Source organism: Actinomycetota bacterium, from assembly GCA_040905475.1.
In the GTDB taxonomy this organism is placed as follows: Bacteria; Actinomycetota; AC-67; order AC-67; family AC-67; genus DATFGK01.
In genome coordinates, this window is the sequence record JBBDRM010000085.1 from 80,787 (window position 1) to 103,614 (window position 22,828).

Below are 22,828 nucleotides of genomic sequence, written 5' to 3' on the forward strand. Positions count from 1 at the left end.
CTTTAAGGGGATCATTGACGGGGGAAACGGTCGATCGCGCGGGCATCCTTCGCCCCTATCTGCCGCGCCTGGCGATCGAATGGCTCGTCCGGCACCCGGACGAGACCTTCCGCGAGATCGACGGAACGCTGGTCTTCGTCGACATCTCCGGCTTCACGAAGTTGTCCGAGCGGCTCGCGCGCCGGGGAAAGGTGGGCGCGGAAGAGCTGACCGAGACCATCGGCGCCTGCTTCAAAGAGCTCCTCGCCGTCGCGTACGAAGCCGGCGGCAGCTTGATCAAGTTCGGCGGCGACGCGCTCCTGCTGCTGTACCGGGGGGTCGATCACCCCGCCCGCGGTTGCGCGGCTGCGGTCGGCATGCGCGCGACGCTGCGGCGCATCGGCAACATCGTCACGCCGGGCGGACGGGTCCGGCTCCGCATGTCGGTCGGCGTCCACACCGGCACGTTCCATTTCTTCCTCGTCGGCGACGAGCATCGCGAGCTGCTCGTGACCGGTCCGGCGGCGACGCAAACCACCTTGATGGAGCAGACCGCCGAGGCGGGCGAGATCGTTGTCAGCCCGACCACCGCCGAGTGCCTCCCCGCTAAGTGGCTCGGCGTGGAGAAGGGACCGGGCCGGCTGCTGCGCTCCGCCGCGGCGACCGTCGAAGCGACCGTCGATCCCATCCCCGACGAAGCGTTCGATCCCACGCCGAGCGTACCCGTCGCGATCCGAGAGCATCTGCTCGCGGGAGAGTCCGAGCCCGAGCATCGTCAAGCCAGCGTGATGTTCCTGCGCTTCGAAGGGAGCGACGACGTCATCTCCGCCGAGGGACCGGCCGCGCTCGCCGACCGTCTGGCGAAGCTCGTCGCGACGGCGCAGAAGGCGGCGGGCGCGCGAGGCGTGACCTTCCTCGGCAGCGACATCGACCGCAACGGCGGCAAGATCATCATGGTCGCCGGCGCGCCGCGCACGACCGGCGCGGACGACGAAGCGACCCTCCTCGCCGCGCGCGACATCATCGAAGAAGGCCCTCCGTTGCCCCTCCGGATCGGGATCAATCGCGGACACGTGTTCGCCGGAGACATCGGGCCGGAATACCGGCGCACATACACCGTGATGGGCGACACGGTGAACCTGGCTGCTCGGTTGATGGCGGCCGCGGAGATCGGCGAGATCTTCGCCGCGACCGACGTGCTCGAACGATCGCGCAGCCGGTTCGCGACCCGCGCCCTGGAGCCGTTCACGGTCAAGGGCAAGGCCCGGCCGGTGGAAGCCTTTGTCGTCGGGCCGGTCGTCGAGGAGACGATCCGGGACGCAGAGTCCGGGACTCCGTTCATCGGAAGGGAGCGCGAGGTTGGGCTGCTGCTCGACGCCCTCGAGGAGGCCCGGTCCCGCAAGGGACGGGTGATCGAGGTCATCGGGGACCCAGGGATGGGCACGTCCCGGCTCGTCGAAGAGGTCCGCCGACGGGCGTCCGGCCTCAAGGTAGTCACGACCAGCGGCGGGCCCTATGCCGAAGGCACACCATATTTCCCGTTCCGGAGCTTCATGCGGGAGCTGCTCGGGATCCGATCGGCGGGAGCCTCGGCCTCCTCGGTCGATGGGCTCCGCGCGCGCGTTGCCGCCGACGCGCCCGACATCCTTCCGTGGCTCCCTCTGCTCGGCGCCGTGATCGATATCCCGATCCAGGCCACGCCCCAGACGGAAGCCTTGGACGAGGGATTCCGCCGCAGCCAGCTCGAGCGGGTCACCGTCGACTTCCTGAGCGTCGTCCAACCGACGCCCGCCCTGTTCATCTTCGAGGACGTGCACTACTTCGACGAGGCTTCCGGCGCCCTCCTCCGCGCGCTGATCGCAGCCGGAGCCGACCGCCCTTGGCTCATCCTCCTCACGCGGCGCGCGGGGCGCGGCAGCCGGTTCGTGACCGACCAGCCGCATGCGCGGACGCTCGGGCTCGCGCCGCTCGACCAGGACACGGCCACGGCTTTCATCGAAGCGATGACCGGCGACGCTCCGCCGTCCGAGAACGAGATAGCCGCGCTCGTCGCGCGGGCGGGCGGCAATCCGATGTTCCTTCGAGAGCTCCTCGGTGCCTGGCGCACGGCCGGAACGATCGACGATCTGCCCGACACGGTCGAGACGCTGATGACCGCGCGGATCGACGGCCTCCCACCCGCGGACCGTGCGGTGCTCCGCGCCGCTGCCGTGCTCGGTGTCGCGTTCGATCCCGGCCTGCTCTCCGCGGTGCTGGACGACCGGGCCCCCACGACGGACGACCCGATCTGGCGGCGGCTCGCAGACTTCGTGTCGCGCGACGCCCGCGGCCGGTACCGCTTCGCGAACGTACTCATCCGCGACGCGGCCTATGAAGGGCTGACCTTCCGGCGACGGCGCGCGATGCACGCCGCCGTCGGCGAGCGGATCCTCGCTTCGGGACCGGCGGCCGTCGACCAGCAAACGGAGCTCCTCGCCCTCCACTACTTCCATGCGCAGGCATGGGAAGAAACGTGGCGCTTCGCGCGCATCGCCGCCGAGCGCGCACAAGCCAAGTACGCCAACATGGAAGCCGCCCGCTTCTACGGCCAGGCCCTGGAGGCGGCCCATCGGCTCAGCGGGGTCGGGGAGTTCGAGCTGGCGCAGGTCGCCGAACGCCTCGGCGACGTCCGGCGGCTGGGCGGCGAGTTCCGCAAAGCCGCCGACGCCTACCGCACCGCCCGGCGATTCTCGAAGCAGACGTCCGGCGTATGGCTGGCGCAGGTGTTCCTGAAACACGCTCAGGTGACCGACCGGGTCGGTCGCCTCACCGATGCCCTGCGGTGGATCCGTCGGGGGCTCGATGCGCTCGAGGGGATCGACGGCGACGAGGCGGGACGCATGCGCGCGCAGCTGGCCGCCTGGTACGGCGCCTTCAAGCAAGGCCAGGGCCGTCACGCGGACGCGATCCGATGGTCGGAGCGCGCGATCGAGCTTGCCCGCGCGACGGGCGAGCGCCGCGCCCTCGCTCAGGCGTACGTCATCCTTGACTGGACGAACGTCACGATCGGAAAGACCGGGGATCACTCCTTCTCTCATCAGGCGCTCGAGATCTACCAGGACTTGGGCGACCTGGTCCGTCAGGCCGTGGTCCTCAACAACCTCGGCGCCTTCGCCTACTTCGAGGGGCGCTGGGACGAGGCCGCCGCGTACTACGAGCGCGGACGCCTGGCTCGCGAGCAAACCGGCGACCCGGTGAGCGCCGCGCTCGGCACGGCGAACGTCGGTGAGATCCTGGCCGATCAGGGGCGCCTAGCGGAGGCCGAGCCCATCCTTCGCCACGCGGTTCGGATCTGCCGCGGCGCGGGCGACCGCAGCTACGTCGGCTTCGTGCTCGGCGTTCTCGGCCGCGTGCAGGTGCGGTCGGGCCGTCTCGAGGAGGGCCTGGCGTCGCTCCGAGAAGCCCGGGCCGGATACGACGCCGTCGGGGAGCGAGGCGGGGTCGTGGAACTCGACGCGCGGATCGCCGAGAGTCTCGTGCTCCGCGGGGACGCCGCCGATGGCGTAGGGCTGGCCCGCGACACCCTCGATGCCGATCGATCAGGCGGCGAGGAGACGAGCGTGCAGGCCCCGATCCTCCATCGCGTGCTCGGGATCGGTCTGATGCGACTCGGCTCCTTCGACGATGCGCGCGCGTCGCTGGAGCAAGCGGTCCAGGCGGCTCGCCAGCGCGGAGCCGACTACGACGCCGCGCTCTCCATGCGAGCGCTCGCCCAGCTCGAGCGAAGGACGGAACGCGAGGCCTCCGGCCTCGAGAAAGAAAGCGCCACGATCCTCGAGCGACTGGGCGTCTGCGCGGTCGCCGACCCACCCGGCTTCGGCTCGGTCGCCGGGCCGGCATCCCTGCCGGCCGGCTCCGCGATCGAGCTGGAGAAAACGCAAGGAGCCCGAGCGATCACGCTCGAGCCCCTTGACGTCGCCGAACCGATGCGGTCCTAGCGCCGCTACTTGAAGATCGCCGGGTCTCCCTCGGGCAATAGGATCGTGAAGACGGTGTCGCCCGGCCGCGTCCGGATGACCTCGACGATGCATCCGTTGGTCAGGTCATCACCGCTCGGCGGGCTGTTGTGGCACCGGTCGAGCACGACCACCGTGCCGTTCGCGAGCACCTTGTAAAGGGGTTCGCCATTGCCGGGCGGACCCACGTTGGGACATATCGTCGTGTCACACGCGATGGTCACCGTCGTCAGCCCCTGCGCGTTGGCCGGCGGGATGAACGTCAGCAGGTTCGACTTGCAGGTGAAGCCCTCCGGGCAGGTCGTCTGCTCGTAGACCGTGAGCAAGCACGGGTGCTCGGGGCATTCGCCGGTGTCCACCTCCACCTTGCCGATCCAGTTGTCGCTCGAGCTCGCGTTGCTGAGGATGCCGCTGTTCCCGGTGCAAAGCTCGAACTCGCAGTCGCTCGACATCCCGGTGACGGCGAACGCTCCCGAGGTCGCCGACGTCACCGATGGATCGCTCGTGGCGACGAGCGTATGACCCGTCACCGTGCCCACCGTCGTCTTGGTGGCCATCAGGCCATCGAACGTCGCAACGCCGTTCGACACGGCCACAGGACCGCCGCCGAACAACGTCGACGATCCGGGGTTGGCGCCGAGGGCCAGTGAAACCGTTCCGCTGAAGCCCGTGACCAGGTTGTTGCTCGCGTCCTCGACGCGCACGGTCACGGCCGGCGTCATGGTGGCGCCGGAGATGACGTCGGTCGGCTGCTGCCCGAACGCCAGATGGACGGCCGCCGGTTCGCAGCCGCCGCTCACCGTGAACGTCAGCGTGGAAGGACCGGTCACGATGTCGTTGCCTTGTCCGTTGAAGTTGTTGGACTGCTTCGCTTGCACGCCGAACGCGTACGCGCCTTCCGGACAGGGCGTCGTGGCGACGAACGTCACGGCCACCGACTCGCCCGGAGCGAGCTGGCTGCCGGAGGCCGAGCGCAGCTCGATCACCCCGCCGTTCAGCGTCGCGGTCCAGGACTTGCCGGACGGAGCGGAGCTGATCGTGGGGGTCCCGATCCCCGTGAAACCGGGGGGGATCGTGATGTTGGCCGATCCGACGGGGTGCTGGGAGGTCGGCAGGTTGGTGATGGTTACCGTCAACGAGGTGGCGGTCTGACCCGGCCCCCCGCCCGGCGCGATCGAGGCGTCGAACTCCTTCTTCACGGGCCGAGCAAAGCCGGTCGTCGCCAGGGCCATCAGCGTAACAACGGCCACGGATACGGTCAGCGCGCGCAACGCGATGCTTCGATTATGGTCGGCCCCCGACATGAGGCACCCCCCTTGATCGCTCGGCCCGGCGGGTTGCACCGGACCATCCCGAACACACCCGACGCCGGCCACGCGGGACCGGCACCCTTCTAGGTACCATGCGAGTATAGGTGCCGGTCAAATGTCGCGAGTAGCGCATTTGCGCTAGAAAAGGGACGAATCTGTGCCCTCAGTGGAAAAATACACTATCCAGGGACGGACCCTCTCGCTTCCGATCGAGGTGCGGTCGGCCCGCTCGGGAGCGGCCACCTTCGTCGTCCCCGCGGCCGCCGCGCAGGCCCTGATCGCCCCGACCGGCCTCCAGGTGGCGGAGATGCGCCCGAGCAAGGCGATCGCGAGCATCGCATTCGTGAAGTACGAGGACACGGATCTGGATGCCTACAACGAGGTAGCCGTCGCGTTCCTCGTCCGGCTGCACGATGCGGAGCCGGCCCCGGCTCGGCGGAAGGCCCTGGAGGTCCTTCGCAACAAGACCGGCGTGTACATCCATCACCTCCCCGTGAACCAGGGCTTCACCCTCGAAGCCGGTCGAACGATCTGGGGTTATCCCAAGTTCATGGCCGACATCGACATCGACGAGCGACCCGGCGCGACGACCTGCACGCTTCGCCACGATGGAGCACACGTGCTCACGCTCACGGTGAACAAGGGGATCCGACCCTGGCCGCGCGTCCCCAACCTCCCGACCTACACGTTCCTCGACGGCGTGTTGCGACGCACGCCGTGGGAGACCTCGGCCGACGGAACGCGCGGCCGCGTCGGCGGCGCGTCGGTGGTGCTCGGGGAACACCCGATCGCCGACGAGCTCCGTTCGATCGGGCTCCCGAAGCGCGCGATGATCTCGACCACCGTCGAGCGGGTCGGTGCGCGTTTCGGCGCCGCCGAGGTGGTTCGTCCGCTCACCACAGCCGTTCGCTGATGGTGTGACGCAGACCGGCGAGGAACGCGACGTAGGTGTCGGGCCGCATCCGCAGCCGTGGCCCGACGATCCCCGTTTCGATCCCGAGCTTCTCGCCGCAGGCGACCGTCGTAACGTCGTCGACCGGTATCGGTACTGGCGGCTCGAGGCGATCGTCGCCGACCTCGACACGCGGCGGCACCCGTTCCACGTGGCGATCGAGAACTGGCAGCACGACCGGAACATCGGAGCCGTCGTTCGCAACGCGAACGCCTTCCTCGCAGCCGAAGTGCACATCGTCGGACGACGCAGCTGGAACCGCCGCGGCGCCATGGTCACCGAGCAGTACCAGCATCTGAGACATCACGAGAGCATCGGTCAGCTCGCGACGTGGGCCGCGACCAACCGGCTGCCGCTCATGGGCTTCGACAACGTGCCCGGCGCGGTGCCGATCGGCTCCGCCGATCTGCCCCGCGCCTGCGTCCTGCTGTTCGGGCAAGAAGGCCCCGGACTCTCCGACGAGGCACGCCGGATCTGCACGCAGCTTCTTTCGATCCCCCAGTTCGGCTCCACCCGCTCGATCAACGCCGGGGTGGCGTCGGGCATCGCGATGTTCGAGTGGATCCGGCGCCACGCCCGATAACGGGACAAAGCAGGAGCCCGGTGGGCCTCCGCCGAACCAAGCCACCGATGCGTCGCCTCGGCGTTCGCCCGCTCCTCGCTCTCGCTGCTCTGCTGGCCGTGGGGCTGGCGCCGCTGACCGCCCGGCCGGCCACGGGTCCGACCGACGTAGCCGGCGTCCCTGCCGCGCAGGTCGGTCAGCACGGCCCGCTCTCCGATTTCACGTCCGGGCCGCTCGAGCTCGTGGGGCATGCCGACATGACCCCTGCCGGCGCGACCGTCCCGCTCGGCAACCACGGCGCGGTCGCGCTGATCGATGACTGCGCGTACGTCGGCCGCTGGCACGACTACGCGGGCGTCAACGCGATCCAGATCGTCGACGTCTCGAACCCCACGAGCCCCGCCGTGGTCGGCGGCGTGCCGGGCTCAAACCTCGAGGGCGCGGTCCTCGAGGGCGCGGTCGCGCGCGAGATCCGCGCGATCGATCTGCCGAGCGGCTTCGAGATGCTCACGGTGCTGACGTTCTCGAAGTTCACGGATCAAGGCATCCTGGAGCCGGGCTTGAACGCGCTTCATTTCTATACGTTCCCGAGCGGCGACTGCACGCAGCCGGTGCTCGCGGGAACCTTCCAGCTCCGCAACTTCCGGCCGCACGAGTTCTTCCAGTGGATCGATCCGGACCCGGCGCACAACGTCGACGGGCATCCGCGCATCCTCGAGTACATCACGACACCGCTGGGCGGCACCGACGTCCTCGTCGTCGATGCGTCGAAGCCGTCGGCCGCCAAGATCACGGGTCTCTGGGTATCGGGCATCCCCCTGCTCAGCCTCCGTGAGCGCAACCTCGATCCCGCGCTTCCGATCGGGCTCGGCGCCTACACGCACTCGATCTCGCTGTCTGCGGACGGGCGAAGGGCGTACATCTCGCACTGGGACGGCGGCTTCTTCACCATGGACACGAGCGACTTCGCGGCGCGCAAGCTGCTAGCGTTCTTCAAGCCGGTCGGCCTAGCGAGCCTCCCGATCCCCTATCCGCTGAGCCAGTTCGGCAATACGCACAGCGCGGTTGTCGCGGCCGGTTCGCCGACGGCCGTCGTGGGAGACGAGATCTACGTCACGACCGATGGATGTCCGTTCGGCTGGCTGCGGACCTTCGACACCGGCTCCGCTACGAAGCGCCCGAAGCAGGTCGGCGAGTTCCGGCTCGCGGAGAATCAAGCGACGAACTGCGCCGCCGAAGGCCTCTCCGCGTCTCGGAACGCGGCGGGCTTGCCGCTCGACGGAACCTTCACGATGCACAACCAGACGGTTGCCGGGAGCTTCGTGGTGACGTCGTGGTACGGCGGCGGGCTGCGCGTGATCGACGTGTCGAACCGGGTCGAGCCCACGGAGGTGGCGGCCTTCGTTCCGGAGCCGCTCGCCGAGATCTCGAGCATCCCCGACACCCCCGCCCCCCCATACGGCAAGACGGAGTCCGTCGACGACGACTGGTGGGTCTCGACCTGGTCGTATCCGATCATCCGGGACGGCCTGATCTACGTCGCCGACGTCCGCAACGGCCTCTACATCCTGCGCGCGACCCCCGGCTCCCCGCTCGGCGCGGCGATCGACGGCATCGCGTTCCTCGAAGGCAACTCGAACCTCGGCAACTTCCTCGACTGAGCGCGGGACGCCTAGCCGAGCCGTTTCAGGGTCTCCTCGGCCTCGCGCACGATCCGTCCGATGAGCTCGTCGACGCTCGGAAGATCCTCGATCACGCCGACGACCTGACCGCTCGCCATCACGCCGTAACGGAGGTCGCCCTCGACCATCGCGGCGCGCAGCATCATCGGCGTGTTCGCCGCCATCAGGACCTGCGCCCAGGTGAGCTCGTGGGTCTTGCGCCTCGCGATCCCTTCCCGCAGCATCGCGCGGAGCGGCGTTCCGGTGAGACGCCGGAACTCGAGCGCGTTCCGCAACGCCCGGAACAAACCTGTGGTCGCACCGCTCCGCTCGAGCTGCTCGACGAATGCGGTCCGGAGCACGCGGTGAGGGACGCCGTCGACCTTCGTCGTCACGACGGTGTCGGTTACCTCCTTCGACAGATAGAACGCCTTGACGGCTTCGGACACCGGTGACTCCTTCGTCAGAAGGAACCGCGTGCCCATGGCGATCCCCTCGGCTCCATAGCTGAGCGCCGCGACGAGCCCACGGCCGTCGAAGAAGCCGCCGGCGGCGATCACCGGCACCGATCCGCCGAGCGCGTCCACGACCTGCGGCAGGACCAGCGAGGTGGGCACGGGTCCTGTATGGCCCCCACCTTCCCCGCCCTGCACGAGGACCGCGTCGACGCCCATCAACGCGACCTTCTCCGCGTGCCGGCGAGCGCCGATCGATGGGACGACGAGCACACCGCCGCGGCGCAGCCGGTCCATGACCTCGGCGCGCGGCGCCATCGCGAACGAGGCGACGCGCACGCCCTCGGCCGCCAGCAGGTCTGCGCGCTCCATCACGTCGGGTTGGTCCGCGCGCATGTTCACGCCGAACGGCTTGGCCGTCAGCGCCTTGGTCTCTTTGATCGCGGTGCCGAGCTGGTCCAGGTCCATGGTCGCCGCGCCGAGGATCCCGAAGCCGCCGGCGTTGGACGTCGCCCCGACGAGCGCCGGGCCGGCGACCCAGCCCATCCCCGTCTGGACGATCGGATGCTCGACACCGAGCAGCTCGCAGACCCGCGTCCGCAGCGCGGGATGGGTCACGGCTTGACCTCGGTCTTGCGGAGGTCGCCCGGGTCGAGCACCTCCCGGATCAGGCTCAGCTCCTCAGGGGTGGGAGCCCGCGTTTCCGGCAGGTCGTCGGGGACGACCGGCGAGAATCCGGTGTTCGCGAGCACCTCGTCGATCGTCACACCGGGATGAAGCGAGCGAACCCGCATCGCTCCGTCCGACGTTTCGAAGTCGAAGACACACAGGTTGGTCACGACCCGGCGGAGGTCGGCGGCGCCGCGGTTGGTTCCGACGCCCGATATCACGTCCACGCGCTCAACGAACGTCCGGGCGCTGTGATTCTGGATCCAGTACGAGGTTGCGTGATTGATCGTGTTTCCCGGCGCGCCTCGCACGCCGATCAGCTGCACCTTCGGTCGGGCGTGATCCCCGAGCGCCGAGATGTTCTGGTTGCCGTGGAGATCGATCTGCGTCGCGCCCATCATCACGTGTCGCCGCCCGGCCCACACCAGATCGAACACGGCCCTGAACGGCACCCAGCCTTCGACCGTTTTCGCGTCGGAGCCGATCGGAAGGTCGTTCGCGACGAGGAGCGCTTCGCCGTCGGAGATCAACAGATTGGGCTCGAAGGTCGCGCGAGCGAGCCGCACGCCGAGCGTGGGGATCACGCCGAATGCGCTCGCGAGCACGGCTCCATCGCCCCGCCACGACTCGGCGCAGGCTACGACGCAGACTTCGTCGCGAGTGGCGTCGCTCACGAGTCCACCACGGCTCGGTAATCCTCGTCGCTCACGTCGACGAATCGCTTTCGGTAAGCGCTCCAGGCGTCCGAGTCGGCGGCCGCGCCCGCGTACTCCTTCAGCCACCGGCCCGGCACCGGGTAGTCCGGCTCGCACGAGGTGAAGTGCGCGCCGAGAGGAACCTCGACGATGCCGTCGACCATCGTGCGATTGATCCGCAGCGTGTGGACCGATCCCTCGCTCAGCAGATCCTCGGTCTCGACCAGGCGCTCGCACGTGACGAACCGCCGTTCCGCGGCGCTCAGGAACAGGTCGTCGAAGTAGAGATCGGGCCCGAGGAACTGGGCGTTGCCGCGCCGGTCGCCGCGGTTCAGGTGGACGAACGCGGCATCGAGCCGCAGCGGCGGCAGGGCGACGACCTCCTCCTCGCCGTAGGGAGAGCGCACGGTCTTCAGCGTCGGGTTGATCCGCATCACGTCGGACCCGAGCCCGGCACGCGTGGGAAGGAACGGCACGCGCCACGACGCCGCGAGGAGCGAAAGGTAGAACATCCCCTCGTCCATCTCGGTCGCCTCGACGGCGCCGGATTCGCGCGCGGCCCGGAAGTGGGGGTCGAGCGGGATGCTGTCGAGCGTCACGAAGCCGAACACGACGCGCTTCACCTTCCCGGCGGCGCACAGCATGCCGACGTCGGGTCCGCCGTACGATGCGATGGTTAGGTCCTTTACGGGGGAACGCGCGATCGCGCGGATCACCGCCATCGGCTTACGGCGCGAGCCCCAGCCGCCGAAGCCGATCGTCATCCCGTCGCGCAGCTCGGCGACGGCCTCGTCGATCGTGGTGCGCAGGTCCGGTGCGGTCACCGGTCGAACCGCGCCTCGCGCTTGTCGATGAACGCCCGGCGCGCCTCGTCGGAGACGCCGGAGAGGTTCAGCTCGAAGGTGAAGCCTTGCTCGAACCGGTAGGAGCGCTTCACGTCGACGGGGTCGATGCCGTTGAGCGACTCCTTCGCTCGGCGGATGATCGTCGGAGACTTCTCCGCGATCGTCGCGGCCAGCTCGCGCGCCGCCTTCGTCAGATCTCCCGCCGCGACGACCTTGTAGACCGAGCCGTACGCATGCAGCTCGTCGGCGCTCGCCTCCTCCCCCGTGTAGACCATCGCGCGCATCCGGTGCTGCGGCACGAGTCGCGCCAGATGGGTCGCGGCGCCGAGCGCGCCGCGGTCGACCTCGGGTAGCCCGAACGTCGCGTTGCTCGAGGCGATGACGATGTCGGCGTTGCCGGCGATCCCGATGCCGCCGCCGAGGCAGAAGCCGTGGACCGCCGCGATCACCGGGACCGCGCACTCGTACACGGCCGCGAACGCCTCGTAGCAACCGCGGTTCACCCCGACGATCGCTTGCGGGTCGGCCTGAAGCTCCTTGATGTCGACCCCGGCGCAGAAGCCGCGCCCCTCGGCGCGGACGATGACCACGCGGACCTCCGGGTCGGCGCCGGCCGAGCGCACGAGGTCGGCGAGCTCGAACCAGCCGGCGACCGGCAGCGCGTTGACGGGAGGAACGTCGATGACGACCTCGGCTAAACCGTCGGCGACGCTACGCGTGATGGGCACCTGGACCCCGGTTTCTGACGACCCGTCAGATATTCAGGCTAGCCGATGGTTCTCCGACCCGCTAGTGACTGCGTCAGCGCAGCAGCCGGATGACGACGTCAACGGCGACGGTCGCCAGGAAGATCGCGGCGTACGCGAGCGCTCGCCACCCGGCGAGCGGCCTCGGAACCCGGAGACCTTCACCGGTCACATCCTCGGCGGTGATGGGGCGAACAACCTGCCATGAACCGAAAACGTCACCCACTTCCGCTGAGTGCCTGACGCGGAGCATGAGACCTCGCACGGGACGTCCGCCGCGGAACAGCGCGCAGCGTGACATCGCGGGAGACAGGTCGAGCCACCACGGCGGCCGGGGTGTGCCCACCGACTCGTGGAAGAGGACCGCTACGTTCGGTACGTCGCCCGCGCCGTTACGCAGGAACGGCAGCGACGATCCGTGAGCGCTCCAGAGGAACGCAGGCCGTCCGAGACCGAGGGCCTCCTCGGCGCGCCTGCCGTCCGCCCAGCCGACGCTGCCGGGATCGTCGTGTGCATATCCCTCGTCCGGACGCTCGACGATCACCCCCGGAGACGGGTCGGCGCCGGGACGTCCGAGGGAGCCGAAGTCGTCCCAGGGCGCGGCCGGCCAGTTGTCCAGCGCGTCGGCGAAGACGTTCGCGGGCAGCCCTCCCTCGACCGGGAACCGCTCGTTGTTCGTGAACGGCAGGAACGGGGCGTCGTCGATCGACACCGCGCGGACAGAGGAACGCGGTACGACGAGCGGCTCCTTGAACGTGTGATACGCGAACTCGAGATGATCATCATGGATCGTAAGGCCGGTCGGGCGCGAGGCTCGACGGAAGCTGACTACGGCGACCACGACGCCCCCCACGGCGATCGTTCCCCCGAGTAGGACGGCGACGAAGACCTCTGCAGCGTCGGGAGGATCGCCGAACGAAAACACGAACGAGGCCAGAAGGAGCAAGCCGGTTGCTGCGAAGCCGCACACGAGAGCTCCGGCGCCGTACAGCATCGCCCAAGCCCGCTGCGACGCGCGCGCGCCCTCGTCGGCGAAGCGGATGTGCCTCGATGCCCGATCGGAGCCTGCCCGCGGAAGCGGGGACGGCCGGGCCGGCGCTCCCGTGCTGGACGCGAAATAGGGGGCATCCCAAGCGTTCCAGGCTCGCCTGTCCTCACTCATCCCTTCTGTGTTCGGGCGGGCGGCCCCCGGGATTGAGCTGGTTCCTGGTCAGCCCTCTGGGCGTTCGGGAAGGACGATCACCGAGCCGGTGGCGGTCGCGACCTTCTTTCCGTCGGCGTTGACCACGTCGGCCAGCCCGACGGCCAGCGTGCGCCCGCGGTGGATCACGCTCCCGTGTGCGGTCAGATCGCGGCCGTCCGCGATGCCCGGCCGCAGGAAGTTCACCTTGACGTCGATCGGCCGGTAGGCGGCGCCGGCCTCGAGCGTGGTCGTCACGGCCGTCGTGAGCGCGGCGTGGGCGAGCATCGCGATCGCTCCACCCTGGACGGTCCGATTAGGGCTCGTGAGCCACCCGGTCGCCGGCATCGTGAACGTGACGCGCCCCTCTTCGGCGTCGCGCAGCGTCATCCCGGTGAGGTAGTGGATCGGCGGTTGCGGAAGCTCGCCTTTGATCTGGCGCCCGAGGATCTCGAGGCCGGGCATCGTTCGCCAGAGGTCCCACGGGATCGTCTCGCCCATCACCGGCCGCTCCCACGGATCGGGCGTGGCTTCGACGGGCTCCTCGATGTCGGGAAGCTCGCCGGGGTGCTCGAAGCCTTCGAGCCGCGCCAGCACCATGTTGGCCGACGTCCCGTGCGCCACTCGCTCGCCGTTACCGTCCTCGATCCACACCTGTGTGATCGCCAGCGGGCGCCCGTCGTGCAACGGGTAGCCCGTGGCTCTTATCGTGCCGCCGGCCGGACACGGCTTCAAGAAGCTCATCGAGAGCTCCCACGTCGTGAACGGGGTGGCCGAAGGGAGGTCGATCATCAGCGAGGTGCCGAACGCCGCGTCGGCGAGCACCATCAACGGCCCGGCCGAGACGTGCTCCTGCGAGGAGAGGAACCAGTCGGCGCCCGGCAAGGTGAACGCGGTGTGAGCGTCGTCGGCCTCCGTCCACATCAACCCCATCAGGCGGGAGACGGGCGGCCGGACGCCCCGGCCTTGGGCGGCGAGCCGGCCGATCTCGCGCCCGGTCAGGCCGAAGCTCCGCGGGTCGGGATACCCGCCGCGAACAGGCTCTTGCCAGGGAGCGATGTCCATCTCGATGATGGCGACGATACCAGGGCGATACACTCGTCTGGAAAGAGGGGTGCGATGTTCGATACCGACACGCTGGTCGCGGATTGCCTGACGGCAGTGAAGGGCGAGGCCGACGCGCGCCGCGCCGTGCGCGAGATCCTGGTGCGCACGCTGGCCAAGCCGGAGCCGGTCGCGCACGCGATCGGCAAGGACCTCGGCGGCATCGATCTGATCTACAACTCGGAGGAGCTGACGGTGCTGAACGTCATCTGGGCTCCCGGGATGGCCATCTATCCTCACGACCACCGCATGTGGGCCGTGATCGGCATCTACGGCGGCGTCGAGGACAACACGATGTACCGCCGTGGCCCCGAACAGATCGTGGAGGCCGGTGGCAAGAGCCTGCGAGAGAGCGACGTGATCGCGCTCGGCGCCGACGTGATCCACGCGGTGGCGAACCCCGAGCGCCGTTTCACCGGCGCGATCCACATCTACGGCGGCGACTTCGTGAACCAGCCGCGGAGCCAGTGGGACCCGGACACCTTGATGGAGCAGCCCTACGACCTCGAGCAGGTGCGCGCGCTCTTCGCTCAAGCGAACGCGGACTGGGCCGCACAGCTCGGGCACGACCTCGACGAGAGGATCGACTAACGGGGTCCGGTTTTACCGTTTCGACCGATTCTCGTCGTAGGTGTTAAGAAACTCACAGCGAACGAGTGACGCACGCCACCACAGAACGGACGTTTCCTGCTCTATCGTGACGATGACGTCAGTTCGGTCGCGGTGCTCGCTGTGACCGGGGATCGGCAGGACTAGGGGGAGGGAAGCATGAGACGCCCGATACGTCTGGGGATCTTGGGTTCGCTCGCCATCACGATGCTGTTCGCCAGCGTCGCGTACGGCGGTCCGGTGAAGAAGCTGTACACGGTCGATATCTCCGCGGCGGCTGCGCCGGTCACCGCCGGGCAGGCAGAGACGTTCGATGTGACGATCACGAACAAGGCCGTCACCCAACAGCTGGGATCGTGCAACCTGACGCTCCCGGACTCGCTCACCGGGATCAGCGCAACCAACCCGCAGGTGGGTACGGCGACGGTGGTCGGGAGCGTCATCCAGCTTCGGGATCTCGCGACTCCGCCGCTTGGCAGCCGCACGTTCACGTTCACCGCAACCGCGCCGACGCCGGGGACGTATACGTCGGCGGTCGACTGCCGTCAGGCGAACAACTACTCGGCCGACCAGCCGAGCAACAAGTTCACGCTCGACGCGGCCAACAGCACGCTGAGCTTCACCGCGGTCTCGTCTCTTCCGAGCGCGGACCTGCAGATCGTGACCGCCGGCGCGACGCCCGACCCGGAGGTCTTCGGTGGGAACACCGTTCAGTACATCCTGGTCGTCACGAACAACGGGCCGTCGGCGAGCGGAACCACCGTCACCGTCAACGACTCGGTGACGGGTGCCGGAGCCATCACGTTCATCGCCGGAGACGGCTGGACATGCAGTGGGTCCGGAGCGTCGGCCTCCTGCACAGGCGGGCAGCTTGCGAGCGGGGACAGCCGCTCGATCGAGGTTCGCGTGCAGGCCGACGTCGTGTCCTCGGAGACGTCGCTCACGAACACGGCCGGCGTCACGCAGAGCGGGGAGGCGAACGACCCGGCGTCCGGGAACAACACCACGTCGAAGACCACAGCGGTCAAGCCCGGAGGCTCGAACGGGTCGGGGTTCATCTCGAACGTCTCGGGCGGAACGGTGATGACCGAGCCGTCCGCAACCGCGCTCAACCGGTTCGTCGGCTCGGTCACGTTCCCCGGACAGGAAGGAGCGACGGGCGGGGGATTCCTCTACTCGATGCACCAGGACAGCGACACCTGCGGCTTGCTGCCTTGCAACTTCGCGATGTTCATCGACGTCATCCCGGCCGCGTACGACAACCCTCAGACCGAAGGGGTCCGTGTCGTCCTGAGGTGCGACGCAACCGTGTGCCCGGGAACGAGCACGGCCATCCAGATGTTCGTGCGCGACGAGACCGGACAGCAGAAGCTCGTCTTCGGCTGCACGATCGCCGGGATCGTCGACCCGGTCCCATGCGTCGAGATCGTTCGCCGCCTGAGCGGCGGGGCGAACCACGGCGACCTCGAGGTCACGATGCTCTTCCTCGCAGGGGATCCGAAGATCGCGGGGATCCAGTTCGGGAGCTGAACGGGGTGATGCGAGGGGGGCGGCCCCTCGCTTCGTCGTCACGGAACCGTGGCCGCCTCGGACCCCTCGATGGGGGGATCCCGGACGAACACCACGCCGAGCCGGTCGAGGATCTCGGCGCTGGCCTCGAGGTCGCCCTCGTCGCCGAACACCTGCGCCCGGGCGCGGAGCGCCAGCGCGACGTCGAACTCGGCCTTGCGCGCGTGCGCCAGATCCAGGCTCTTCGCGAGCGCCTCCTGGGCGGCGGGAAGATCGCCGAGCCACGCGAGCGCGGTGCCGCGGAGCCTGAATACCGTCGCCGCGACCTGCTCGGCGTCGGCTTCGCCCGCGATCCGGTCGTCGACCGCGTTCAGCACTTCGAGAGCGCGGCCGGGATCCCCCGAGAGCAGCAGACCCTCGCCGCGGCGGACCTCCGCCTCGATGGCGTCGGCGGTAGCGCCGGCCACCTCGGCTGTGGACCGGGCTTCCTCGAGCGTCTCCAGAGCGTCCGCGAAGGACCCCCGCCGGCTGAGCAGCCGGCCGAGCGCGCTCAAACCGAACGCAACGCTCGCGCGGTCACCCGCGGCCTGCCACACGCGCACGGCCTTGCGGAGATGCTGCTCGGCTTCGTCGAGCTTTCCCTGATCCGAGAGGATCTCGCCGGTGTTGGCCGTTCCGGTGGCGGCGTTGATCGTGTCGCCGATGCGCTCCCACGCATCGCGTCCGCGCTCGTAGAAACGGACGGCCTCGTCCCAACGCCCCTCGTAGTACGCGCGCGCGCCGAGGTTGTTGAAGACGACGCCCTGGCCCCATAGGTCGCCGAGCTCCTCGTACAGCGCCAAGGCTCGGTCGGCGTAGACCGCTTTCTCCCACTCGCCGAGATTGACCAATGCGGCCTCAAGGAGGGAATACGCGTTCGCGAGCGCCGCCTTGTCGCCGCCCAGCTCCGCATGGCCGATGGCCGCGATCGACCACCGGACTACCTCGCCGCTGCGTCGCTGATCTTTACGGACCGAGGCGTACGCGACGGCGACCTGCGCGCGCCGGCTCGCAGCCTCCTCCCCTGCCAGCGGCTCGAGGAGGCGGTTGGCCTTCCCGAACCACCGGACCGCTTCACTGAAGCGGCCCCATGCCTGGCGGACACGGCCTTGCTTGAGCATCAAACGCGCGCGAGAGAGCGCATCGTGCTCCGTGACGCGTCCCGCGACCCGGTAGGCCTCTGCGGCCTTCGAGAACTCCCCGATCCGCTTGCGGACGTCTCCGAGGATCTCGTACGCCGACGCGACCTCCGCCGGCGGGATGTCCCCGTGACGGCGCGCCGCCTCGATCGCTCGATCCTGGAACTCCGCTGCTTCCACGTTCGCGAAGACCGAGCGCGCGCGTTCCGAGGCGATGTTCGAATACCGCCAGGCCCGCTCATAGCGACCGGCGTGGAAGAAGTGGAGCGAAAGCGTGTCCGCCAAGTGATCGGCGTCCTCGGCGCCGGCCTCGAGCGCGTCGCCGACCGCGGCATGGAGCCGGCGGCGGAGACGGTACGGCAACGCCTCGTACGCAGCATCCCGGATGAGGGCGTGACGGAACCGGAAGCCCGAGACGTCCGCCTCGATGAACTCGTCGAGGCGACGCCAGCTCAGGTCGTCGAGTGAGACGTTTTCGGGGACGACGGCTTCGGCGATCCGCCGGCTGAAGTGCGGACCGAGCACCGAGACGCGCTTCAGGAGCGAACGGTCGCCCGGCGCCAGCCGGTCGATGCGGGCCGTGATCAGCGCTTCGACGGATTCCGGAAGCCCCTCGATCCCACCGGCGGCTCGGGCGGCGGCGATCAGCTCTTTGAGGAAGAAGGGATTGCCTCCGGAGCGCTCGGCGAGCGACGCCAGCTCGTGCGGCGGCAGCGGCGTCTCCTCGGTTTCCGCGTCGGCCAAGGCGGCCGCGGCTGCAGCGTCCAGCGGCTCGGGTCGGACGACGACCAGATGCGGTCCGGCTCGGGCGGCGAACCCCTCCGAGACATCACGGCGGGTGACGCAGATCAGCCACGGATGCTCGGCGACGCCCGAGGTGATTCGGGTCAGCAGGCCGGCCGACGCCTCGTCCATCCAGTGGACGTCTTCCAAGATCCAGAGGGTCTCTCCGGCGACGGTCGCACCGAGGAGGGCCGACGTCGCCTGCTCGAGTCGCGCCTTCCTGAACTCGTCGTCGAGATCGAGGACCTCTTGGGTCGCCGGGATGTCGATGTCGAGCGGCATCGCGATCAACGGAAGCCACGGGGCGAGCTCGGGAGCGTTCGATGCGACAAGGCTCGTCAGCCGAGCGGCCGCCGCTCCGTTGTCGTCGTGCTCGCCGATGACGAGCAGCGCGCGAAGCGGCGCTCGAAGGGCACCGTACGGCGTCGAGGATCCATAGAGCTCGCAGGCGGCCGGGACCACTTTCATCCCCGTCGCTTCGTTGCGCAGCTCCTCGATGAGCCGCGATTTGCCGATGCCGGGCTCCCCGACGATCTCGACGACCCGGCCGGACCCTTCCCGGGCCGACGCGAGCGCCTCCCGCAGGGCCTCCATCTCGCGCTCGCGACCGACGAGCGGCGCCGTCGACCGAGCCGCCTCCCCAAGCGCTTTACCGGCGCTCCCGACCGCGTACGCGTGGACCGGTTTCGCCTTTCCCTTCACCAGGAACGGCTCGAGCGCCACCGTTTCGAAGCGCGTACGGGATCGCTCCAGGACCGACGGCACCGTCAGGATCTCATCCGGCTTCGCCTTGGCCATCAGCCTGGCAGCGAGGTTCACCGCGTCGCCCATGACCGTGTACGTCCGCCGGTACGGCGGGCCGATGTCGCCGGCGAAGATCTCACCGCGATTCACTCCCACGCGCACGGGCAGCGCGCCGGGCCGCCCCACGATCTCGCGCAGGGAGAGAAGCATCCGCTCCTCGTCGTTGCCGGACGCGGTCGGGGCGCCTGCGGTGAGGATGATCTTGCCGCCGTCCCGGTCGACATCGGTGCCGAGGAAGCAGACGCCGTGACGGTCCGCCGCGTCCTGCACACCGACCACGAGCTCGTCGAGCGCCGCTGCCGCCGCGTCTCGCCCACGCCCGTCGATCAGCCCATCGGTCCCGTCGAAGTGGAGAAAGGCGATCGTCGCGCGTTTGTGCTCCGGCTCATCGATCCCGGCGAGGACCTGCTCGCGGATGGGCCCCGGGATGCATCCCACGAGCTGCTCGGCAGAGACCGACACCATGTGCTCGACCGGAAGCGTCGACAGGCCGCCGGGCTCGCGGCGAAGAAGCACGCCGTCGCCCTTCGGCTCCCCCGTCAGACCGGCGGGGATCAGAGCAGCGGTGGCGTGGCTGATGACGATCTCCCCCGCCTTCGCGGTGGACTCCATCGAAACCGTCTCGCTCGCGGCGGGCCCGGTGATGATGAGCTCACGGTGCGAACGGCCGACGAGAAAGAAGTCGAAGGAGCCGCTGTGCACGCCGACCGACATCCTCAGGGTGACGCGCCCCGCGGCCGACGTGATCGCTCCGATCTCGCGGAGCGCCCGGCGCATGCCGACGGCCGCGCGGCAGGCTCTGATCGGATGATCCGGCCCGGTGAACAGGAGGAGCAGAGCGTCGCCGCCGAACTTGATCAGGCCGCCGCCGTTCCCGTAGGCGACGCCGAGCAGCCTTGCGAAGCATGTGCCGATCGCGTCGGTGAGCTCTTCGGATCCGACCTTGCCGAGGCGGGCCAGGCGTTCGGACAGCTTCGTGAAGCCGGAGATATCGACGAAGGCGACGGAACCGTCGACCGTTCGGTGAAGATCCTGCGGGCTTTCCGCGAGCCAGTTGATCAGGAGCCTGGGCAGGTACGGACGCAGAAGCTGTTCTTCCCGTTCCGCGTCGCGCATCCCGATCCCCCGAAAGCGTCGGCTCACCCCAGCCTAACCGGGCCGCCGCCGGCCGCCATTCACTACGATGCACCCGATGGGTCGCACGGTCACTACCTGCATGGGCCGCTTCACGCCGGCCATGGTCGGCCTGGTCCAGAACATCCTCCCCGAGGTCGAGTTCGTTCCGGCCGGCGAGGGCGCCTCGAGCGACATCCTCCTCGTCATGCTCGACGATCGGGACGCGGTGACCGGGATCGTCGAGGCCATCACGCCGGAGGTTCGTTGGGTGCACGTCTTCAACGCCGGCATGGACCGATTCCCGCTCGAGGCCGTCGGCGACCGGGTACTCACCGGCTCCCGGGGAGCCGCCGCGCCCGCGATCGCCGAGTGGGTTCTCGCGGTGATGCTCGCATTCGCGAAGCAGCTGCCGGCGTCGTGGGTGACTGAGCCGCCCGAGTACTGGGGCGCCGCCGGACTCGCCGATCTGCGGAACAAGACGCTCGGCCTCATCGGCCTCGGCGAGATCGGTCGCGAGGTCGCGCGCCGCGCGCTCGCGTTCGACATGAACGTGCTCGCGGTTCGCCGCACCGGCACCCCGTCTCCGCTGACGGGCGTCGAGGTCGTCACCTCGCTCCACGACATGCTCGCCGTCTCGGATCACGTGGTCGCGACGGCGCCGGCGACGCCCGCAACGAAGCATCTCCTCGACGCCGGAGCGTTCGCCGCTATGAAGCCCGGCGCGCATCTGGTGAACATCGCGCGGGGGTCTCTGATCGATCAGGACGCGCTGCTCGCGGCGCTCGATGCCGGAACGGTCGCGATGGCGTCGCTCGACGTGGTCGAGCCGGAGCCGCTGCCGGCCGGACACGCGCTTTACACGCACCCCAGCGTTCGGGTGAGCCCACACATCTCGTGGAGCTCGCCGGACACGATCCAGCGCACGATCGAGATCTTCGCCGAGAACCTGAGGCGCTACGACGCCGGCGAGCCACTGCAGGGGATCATCGACGTGAGAGAGGGCTACTGATGCCCAGGCTGCGGGCGGAGTCGCTGGCATTCCTGGATACGGCTCCGAAGCGGTGGATCTTCGAGGGTCGCGTCGGCGCGCCGCCGGAGAAGGTTTTCGACGCGATCAGCGCCGATCCGGGGACGTGGACGTGGTTCCCCGGGTTCACCACCGGCCGCTACGTCGGCGAGGGACCGCACGGGTTGGGCGCCATCCGCGAGATCAAGGTCGGCCCGAGCATCTATCGCGAGACGGTCGTCGCGCACGACCGGCCGAACCGGTGGGCGTACCGGGTCGATCAGACCACCGTTCCGCTCGCCAAGGCGCTGGTCGAGGAATGGACCGTCGAAGCCGCCGAACGTGGGAGCACGGTGCGCTGGACCTTCGCGATCGACCCCCGCCTGATGTTCCGCGCGATCGGGCCCGCCGCCTCGATCGTGCTCGGCCGCGTGTTCCGGAAGGCGATGGCCAACCTCGACGCGGAGCTGAACGTACGCGCTAGCCGCGAGCCTGCTTGAGTGCCTTCTCGAACCCCGGCAAGGACCGCTCGACCATGTCGTCGTTGGCCGTAACCGAGATCCGGAACCATCCCGGCAGCTCGAAGATCCTTCCCGGCAGCACGAAGACGTCGTGCTCGGCGAGCATCTCGGCGAACGCGACGTCGTCCTCCAAGGGCGAGCGCGCAAGCATGTAGAAGGTCGATGCGGGCGAGTTGATGTCGTATCCCATCTCGCTCAGCGCGTCGTGGAGCCGGTCGCGTCTGCGTTGCAGCTGTGGGATGTCGACCGACAGGTCCTCGAGCTCGGGGACCGCGTACTGAAGCACGCTGTTCGGGAACTGGAAACCGCCGAGCACCTGGGACAGAAAGACTCCCCCGCGGAGCTCGTCTCGGTGCTCGATCTCGGGATGAAGCGCGATGTATCCGATCCGCTGCCCGGGTGCCAGCAGCGTCTTTCCGTACGTGTAGATGACGAGGCTGGATGGATAGTGCTTCGCCGGGCTCTCGAACGCGTTGCCGTCGAACAGGATCCGACGATACGACTCGTCGGAAAGCATATAGATCGTCCGGCCGTTGCGTTCCGAGGCCTCGGACAGCACGCTCGCGAGAGCCGCGAGGTCGGACGCCGGGTAGATCCGGCCACTCGGATTGTTCGGCGAGTTGACGATGATCGCGCGGGTCTTTGGGGTGATCGCGGCTTTGATCGCCTCGACGTCGAGCTCGAACGTCGGCGGCTGCAGGACGACCTTCACGGGACGGCCCGCGGCGACCATGATCATCGACTCGTAGAAGAACCAGGGAGGGCTGAGGTACAGGACCTCGTCGCCGGGATCGACGACCGTGCGCAAAGCCACCGACAGCGCGCCGAACGCGCCCGGCGTCAGGAAGATGTCCTCCGGATCGAACGACGTCCCCACGAGCGCCGACTGAGTGGCGGCCGCCGTCTCGCGTGCCGGCTGCTCGTTCGTCTTGTACGCGAACCAGTCCTTGGTCTGGGGTACCGCCCATCGCTGAAGGGTGTCGACCAGCTCTGGGAGCGCCATGTCGTGTGGGTTCCCGTAGACGAGGTCACAGATCGTCGGGTCGCCTTCCCGTTTGGCCATCGTCGATTCCATGAAGAACCACAGAACGGGAGCCAGCGCCTGCATGGACTCCGTGAGCACACGAGCGATCGGCTGATCCGCCACGA

17 protein-coding genes are annotated in these 22,828 nt (G+C 68.9%); 8 read left to right on the forward strand and 9 right to left on the reverse strand.

Annotation, left to right across the window (positions count from 1 at the left end):
• Positions 1 to 14 precede the first annotated feature (14 nt).
• Positions 15 to 3,956 (forward strand): adenylate/guanylate cyclase domain-containing protein, encoded by a 3,942-nt coding sequence (locus tag WEB06_09325; protein MEX2555821.1) that lies wholly within the window; start codon positions 15 to 17, stop codon positions 3,954 to 3,956.
• 5 nt (positions 3,957 to 3,961) lie between these two features.
• On the opposite strand, the gene WEB06_09330 is transcribed toward WEB06_09325, so the two are convergent.
• Positions 3,962 to 5,278, reverse strand: a complete 1,317-nt coding sequence (locus WEB06_09330) for a hypothetical protein (protein ID MEX2555822.1) — start codon at positions 5,276 to 5,278, stop codon at positions 3,962 to 3,964.
• 172 nt (positions 5,279 to 5,450) lie between these two features.
• On the opposite strand from WEB06_09330, the gene WEB06_09335 reads away from it, so the two are divergent.
• The 3 genes from WEB06_09335 to WEB06_09345 are packed head-to-tail and all read left to right on the forward strand — an operon-like array spanning position 5,451 to position 8,459.
• Positions 5,451 to 6,197, forward strand: a complete 747-nt coding sequence (locus WEB06_09335) for an acetoacetate decarboxylase family protein (protein MEX2555823.1) — start codon at positions 5,451 to 5,453, stop codon at positions 6,195 to 6,197.
• A 4-nt stretch (positions 6,198 to 6,201) separates the two neighbouring features.
• The gene (locus WEB06_09340; GenBank protein MEX2555824.1) at positions 6,202 to 6,819 is read left to right on the forward strand and encodes an RNA methyltransferase; all 618 of its coding nucleotides are present in this window, start codon (positions 6,202 to 6,204) and stop codon (positions 6,817 to 6,819) included.
• Positions 6,820 to 6,839: 20 nt separating this feature from the next.
• A complete protein-coding gene (locus tag WEB06_09345; protein MEX2555825.1) occupies positions 6,840 to 8,459 on the forward strand; it encodes a hypothetical protein in 1,620 nt (539 codons plus the stop codon).
• 11 nt (positions 8,460 to 8,470) lie between these two features.
• On the opposite strand, the gene WEB06_09350 is transcribed toward WEB06_09345, so the two are convergent.
• The 6 genes from WEB06_09350 to WEB06_09375 form a co-directional block, all read right to left on the reverse strand.
• Positions 8,471 to 9,532: a nitronate monooxygenase gene (locus tag WEB06_09350; protein MEX2555826.1), complete on the reverse strand. Its 1,062-nt coding sequence runs from the start codon at positions 9,530 to 9,532 to the stop codon at positions 8,471 to 8,473.
• A complete protein-coding gene (locus WEB06_09355) occupies positions 9,529 to 10,257 on the reverse strand; it encodes a CoA-transferase (GenBank protein MEX2555827.1) in 729 nt (242 codons plus the stop codon). Before WEB06_09355 ends, WEB06_09350 begins: the two co-directional genes overlap by 4 nt.
• The gene (locus WEB06_09360) at positions 10,254 to 11,102 is read right to left on the reverse strand and encodes a CoA-transferase (protein ID MEX2555828.1); all 849 of its coding nucleotides are present in this window, start codon (positions 11,100 to 11,102) and stop codon (positions 10,254 to 10,256) included. Before WEB06_09360 ends, WEB06_09355 begins: the two co-directional genes overlap by 4 nt.
• Complete coding sequence (locus WEB06_09365; GenBank protein ID MEX2555829.1) at positions 11,099 to 11,845, reverse strand: enoyl-CoA hydratase family protein; 747 nt, start codon at positions 11,843 to 11,845, stop codon at positions 11,099 to 11,101. The genes WEB06_09360 and WEB06_09365 overlap by 4 nt, the downstream gene beginning before the upstream one ends.
• A 79-nt stretch (positions 11,846 to 11,924) precedes the next feature.
• The gene (locus WEB06_09370) at positions 11,925 to 13,031 is read right to left on the reverse strand and encodes a hypothetical protein (GenBank protein MEX2555830.1); all 1,107 of its coding nucleotides are present in this window, start codon (positions 13,029 to 13,031) and stop codon (positions 11,925 to 11,927) included.
• A gap of 48 nt (positions 13,032 to 13,079) precedes the next feature.
• A complete protein-coding gene (locus tag WEB06_09375; protein MEX2555831.1) occupies positions 13,080 to 14,147 on the reverse strand; it encodes a PaaI family thioesterase in 1,068 nt (355 codons plus the stop codon).
• Positions 14,148 to 14,168: 21 nt separating this feature from the next.
• Here WEB06_09375 and WEB06_09380 point away from each other — a divergent pair, with 21 nt between their 5' ends.
• Complete coding sequence (locus tag WEB06_09380; GenBank protein ID MEX2555832.1) at positions 14,169 to 14,744, forward strand: hypothetical protein; 576 nt, start codon at positions 14,169 to 14,171, stop codon at positions 14,742 to 14,744.
• A 177-nt stretch (positions 14,745 to 14,921) separates the two neighbouring features.
• Entirely contained in the window at positions 14,922 to 16,292 is a 1,371-nt protein-coding gene (locus WEB06_09385) for a hypothetical protein (protein ID MEX2555833.1), read from the forward strand.
• A 38-nt stretch (positions 16,293 to 16,330) separates the two neighbouring features.
• Here WEB06_09385 and WEB06_09390 read toward each other — a convergent pair whose 3' ends face one another.
• Complete coding sequence (locus WEB06_09390) at positions 16,331 to 20,152, reverse strand: adenylate/guanylate cyclase domain-containing protein (protein ID MEX2555834.1); 3,822 nt, start codon at positions 20,150 to 20,152, stop codon at positions 16,331 to 16,333.
• A gap of 76 nt (positions 20,153 to 20,228) precedes the next feature.
• Here WEB06_09390 and WEB06_09395 point away from each other — a divergent pair, with 76 nt between their 5' ends.
• Positions 20,229 to 21,161 (forward strand): NAD(P)-dependent oxidoreductase, encoded by a 933-nt coding sequence (locus tag WEB06_09395; protein ID MEX2555835.1) that lies wholly within the window; start codon positions 20,229 to 20,231, stop codon positions 21,159 to 21,161.
• Positions 21,161 to 21,658 (forward strand): SRPBCC family protein, encoded by a 498-nt coding sequence (locus tag WEB06_09400; protein MEX2555836.1) that lies wholly within the window; start codon positions 21,161 to 21,163, stop codon positions 21,656 to 21,658. The genes WEB06_09395 and WEB06_09400 overlap by 1 nt, the downstream gene beginning before the upstream one ends.
• On the opposite strand, the gene WEB06_09405 is transcribed toward WEB06_09400, so the two are convergent.
• Positions 21,639 to 22,826, reverse strand: a complete 1,188-nt coding sequence (locus WEB06_09405) for an aminotransferase class I/II-fold pyridoxal phosphate-dependent enzyme (protein ID MEX2555837.1) — start codon at positions 22,824 to 22,826, stop codon at positions 21,639 to 21,641. The two genes, WEB06_09400 and WEB06_09405, sit on opposite strands and share 20 nt — an antisense overlap.
• Positions 22,827 to 22,828 lie beyond the last annotated feature (2 nt).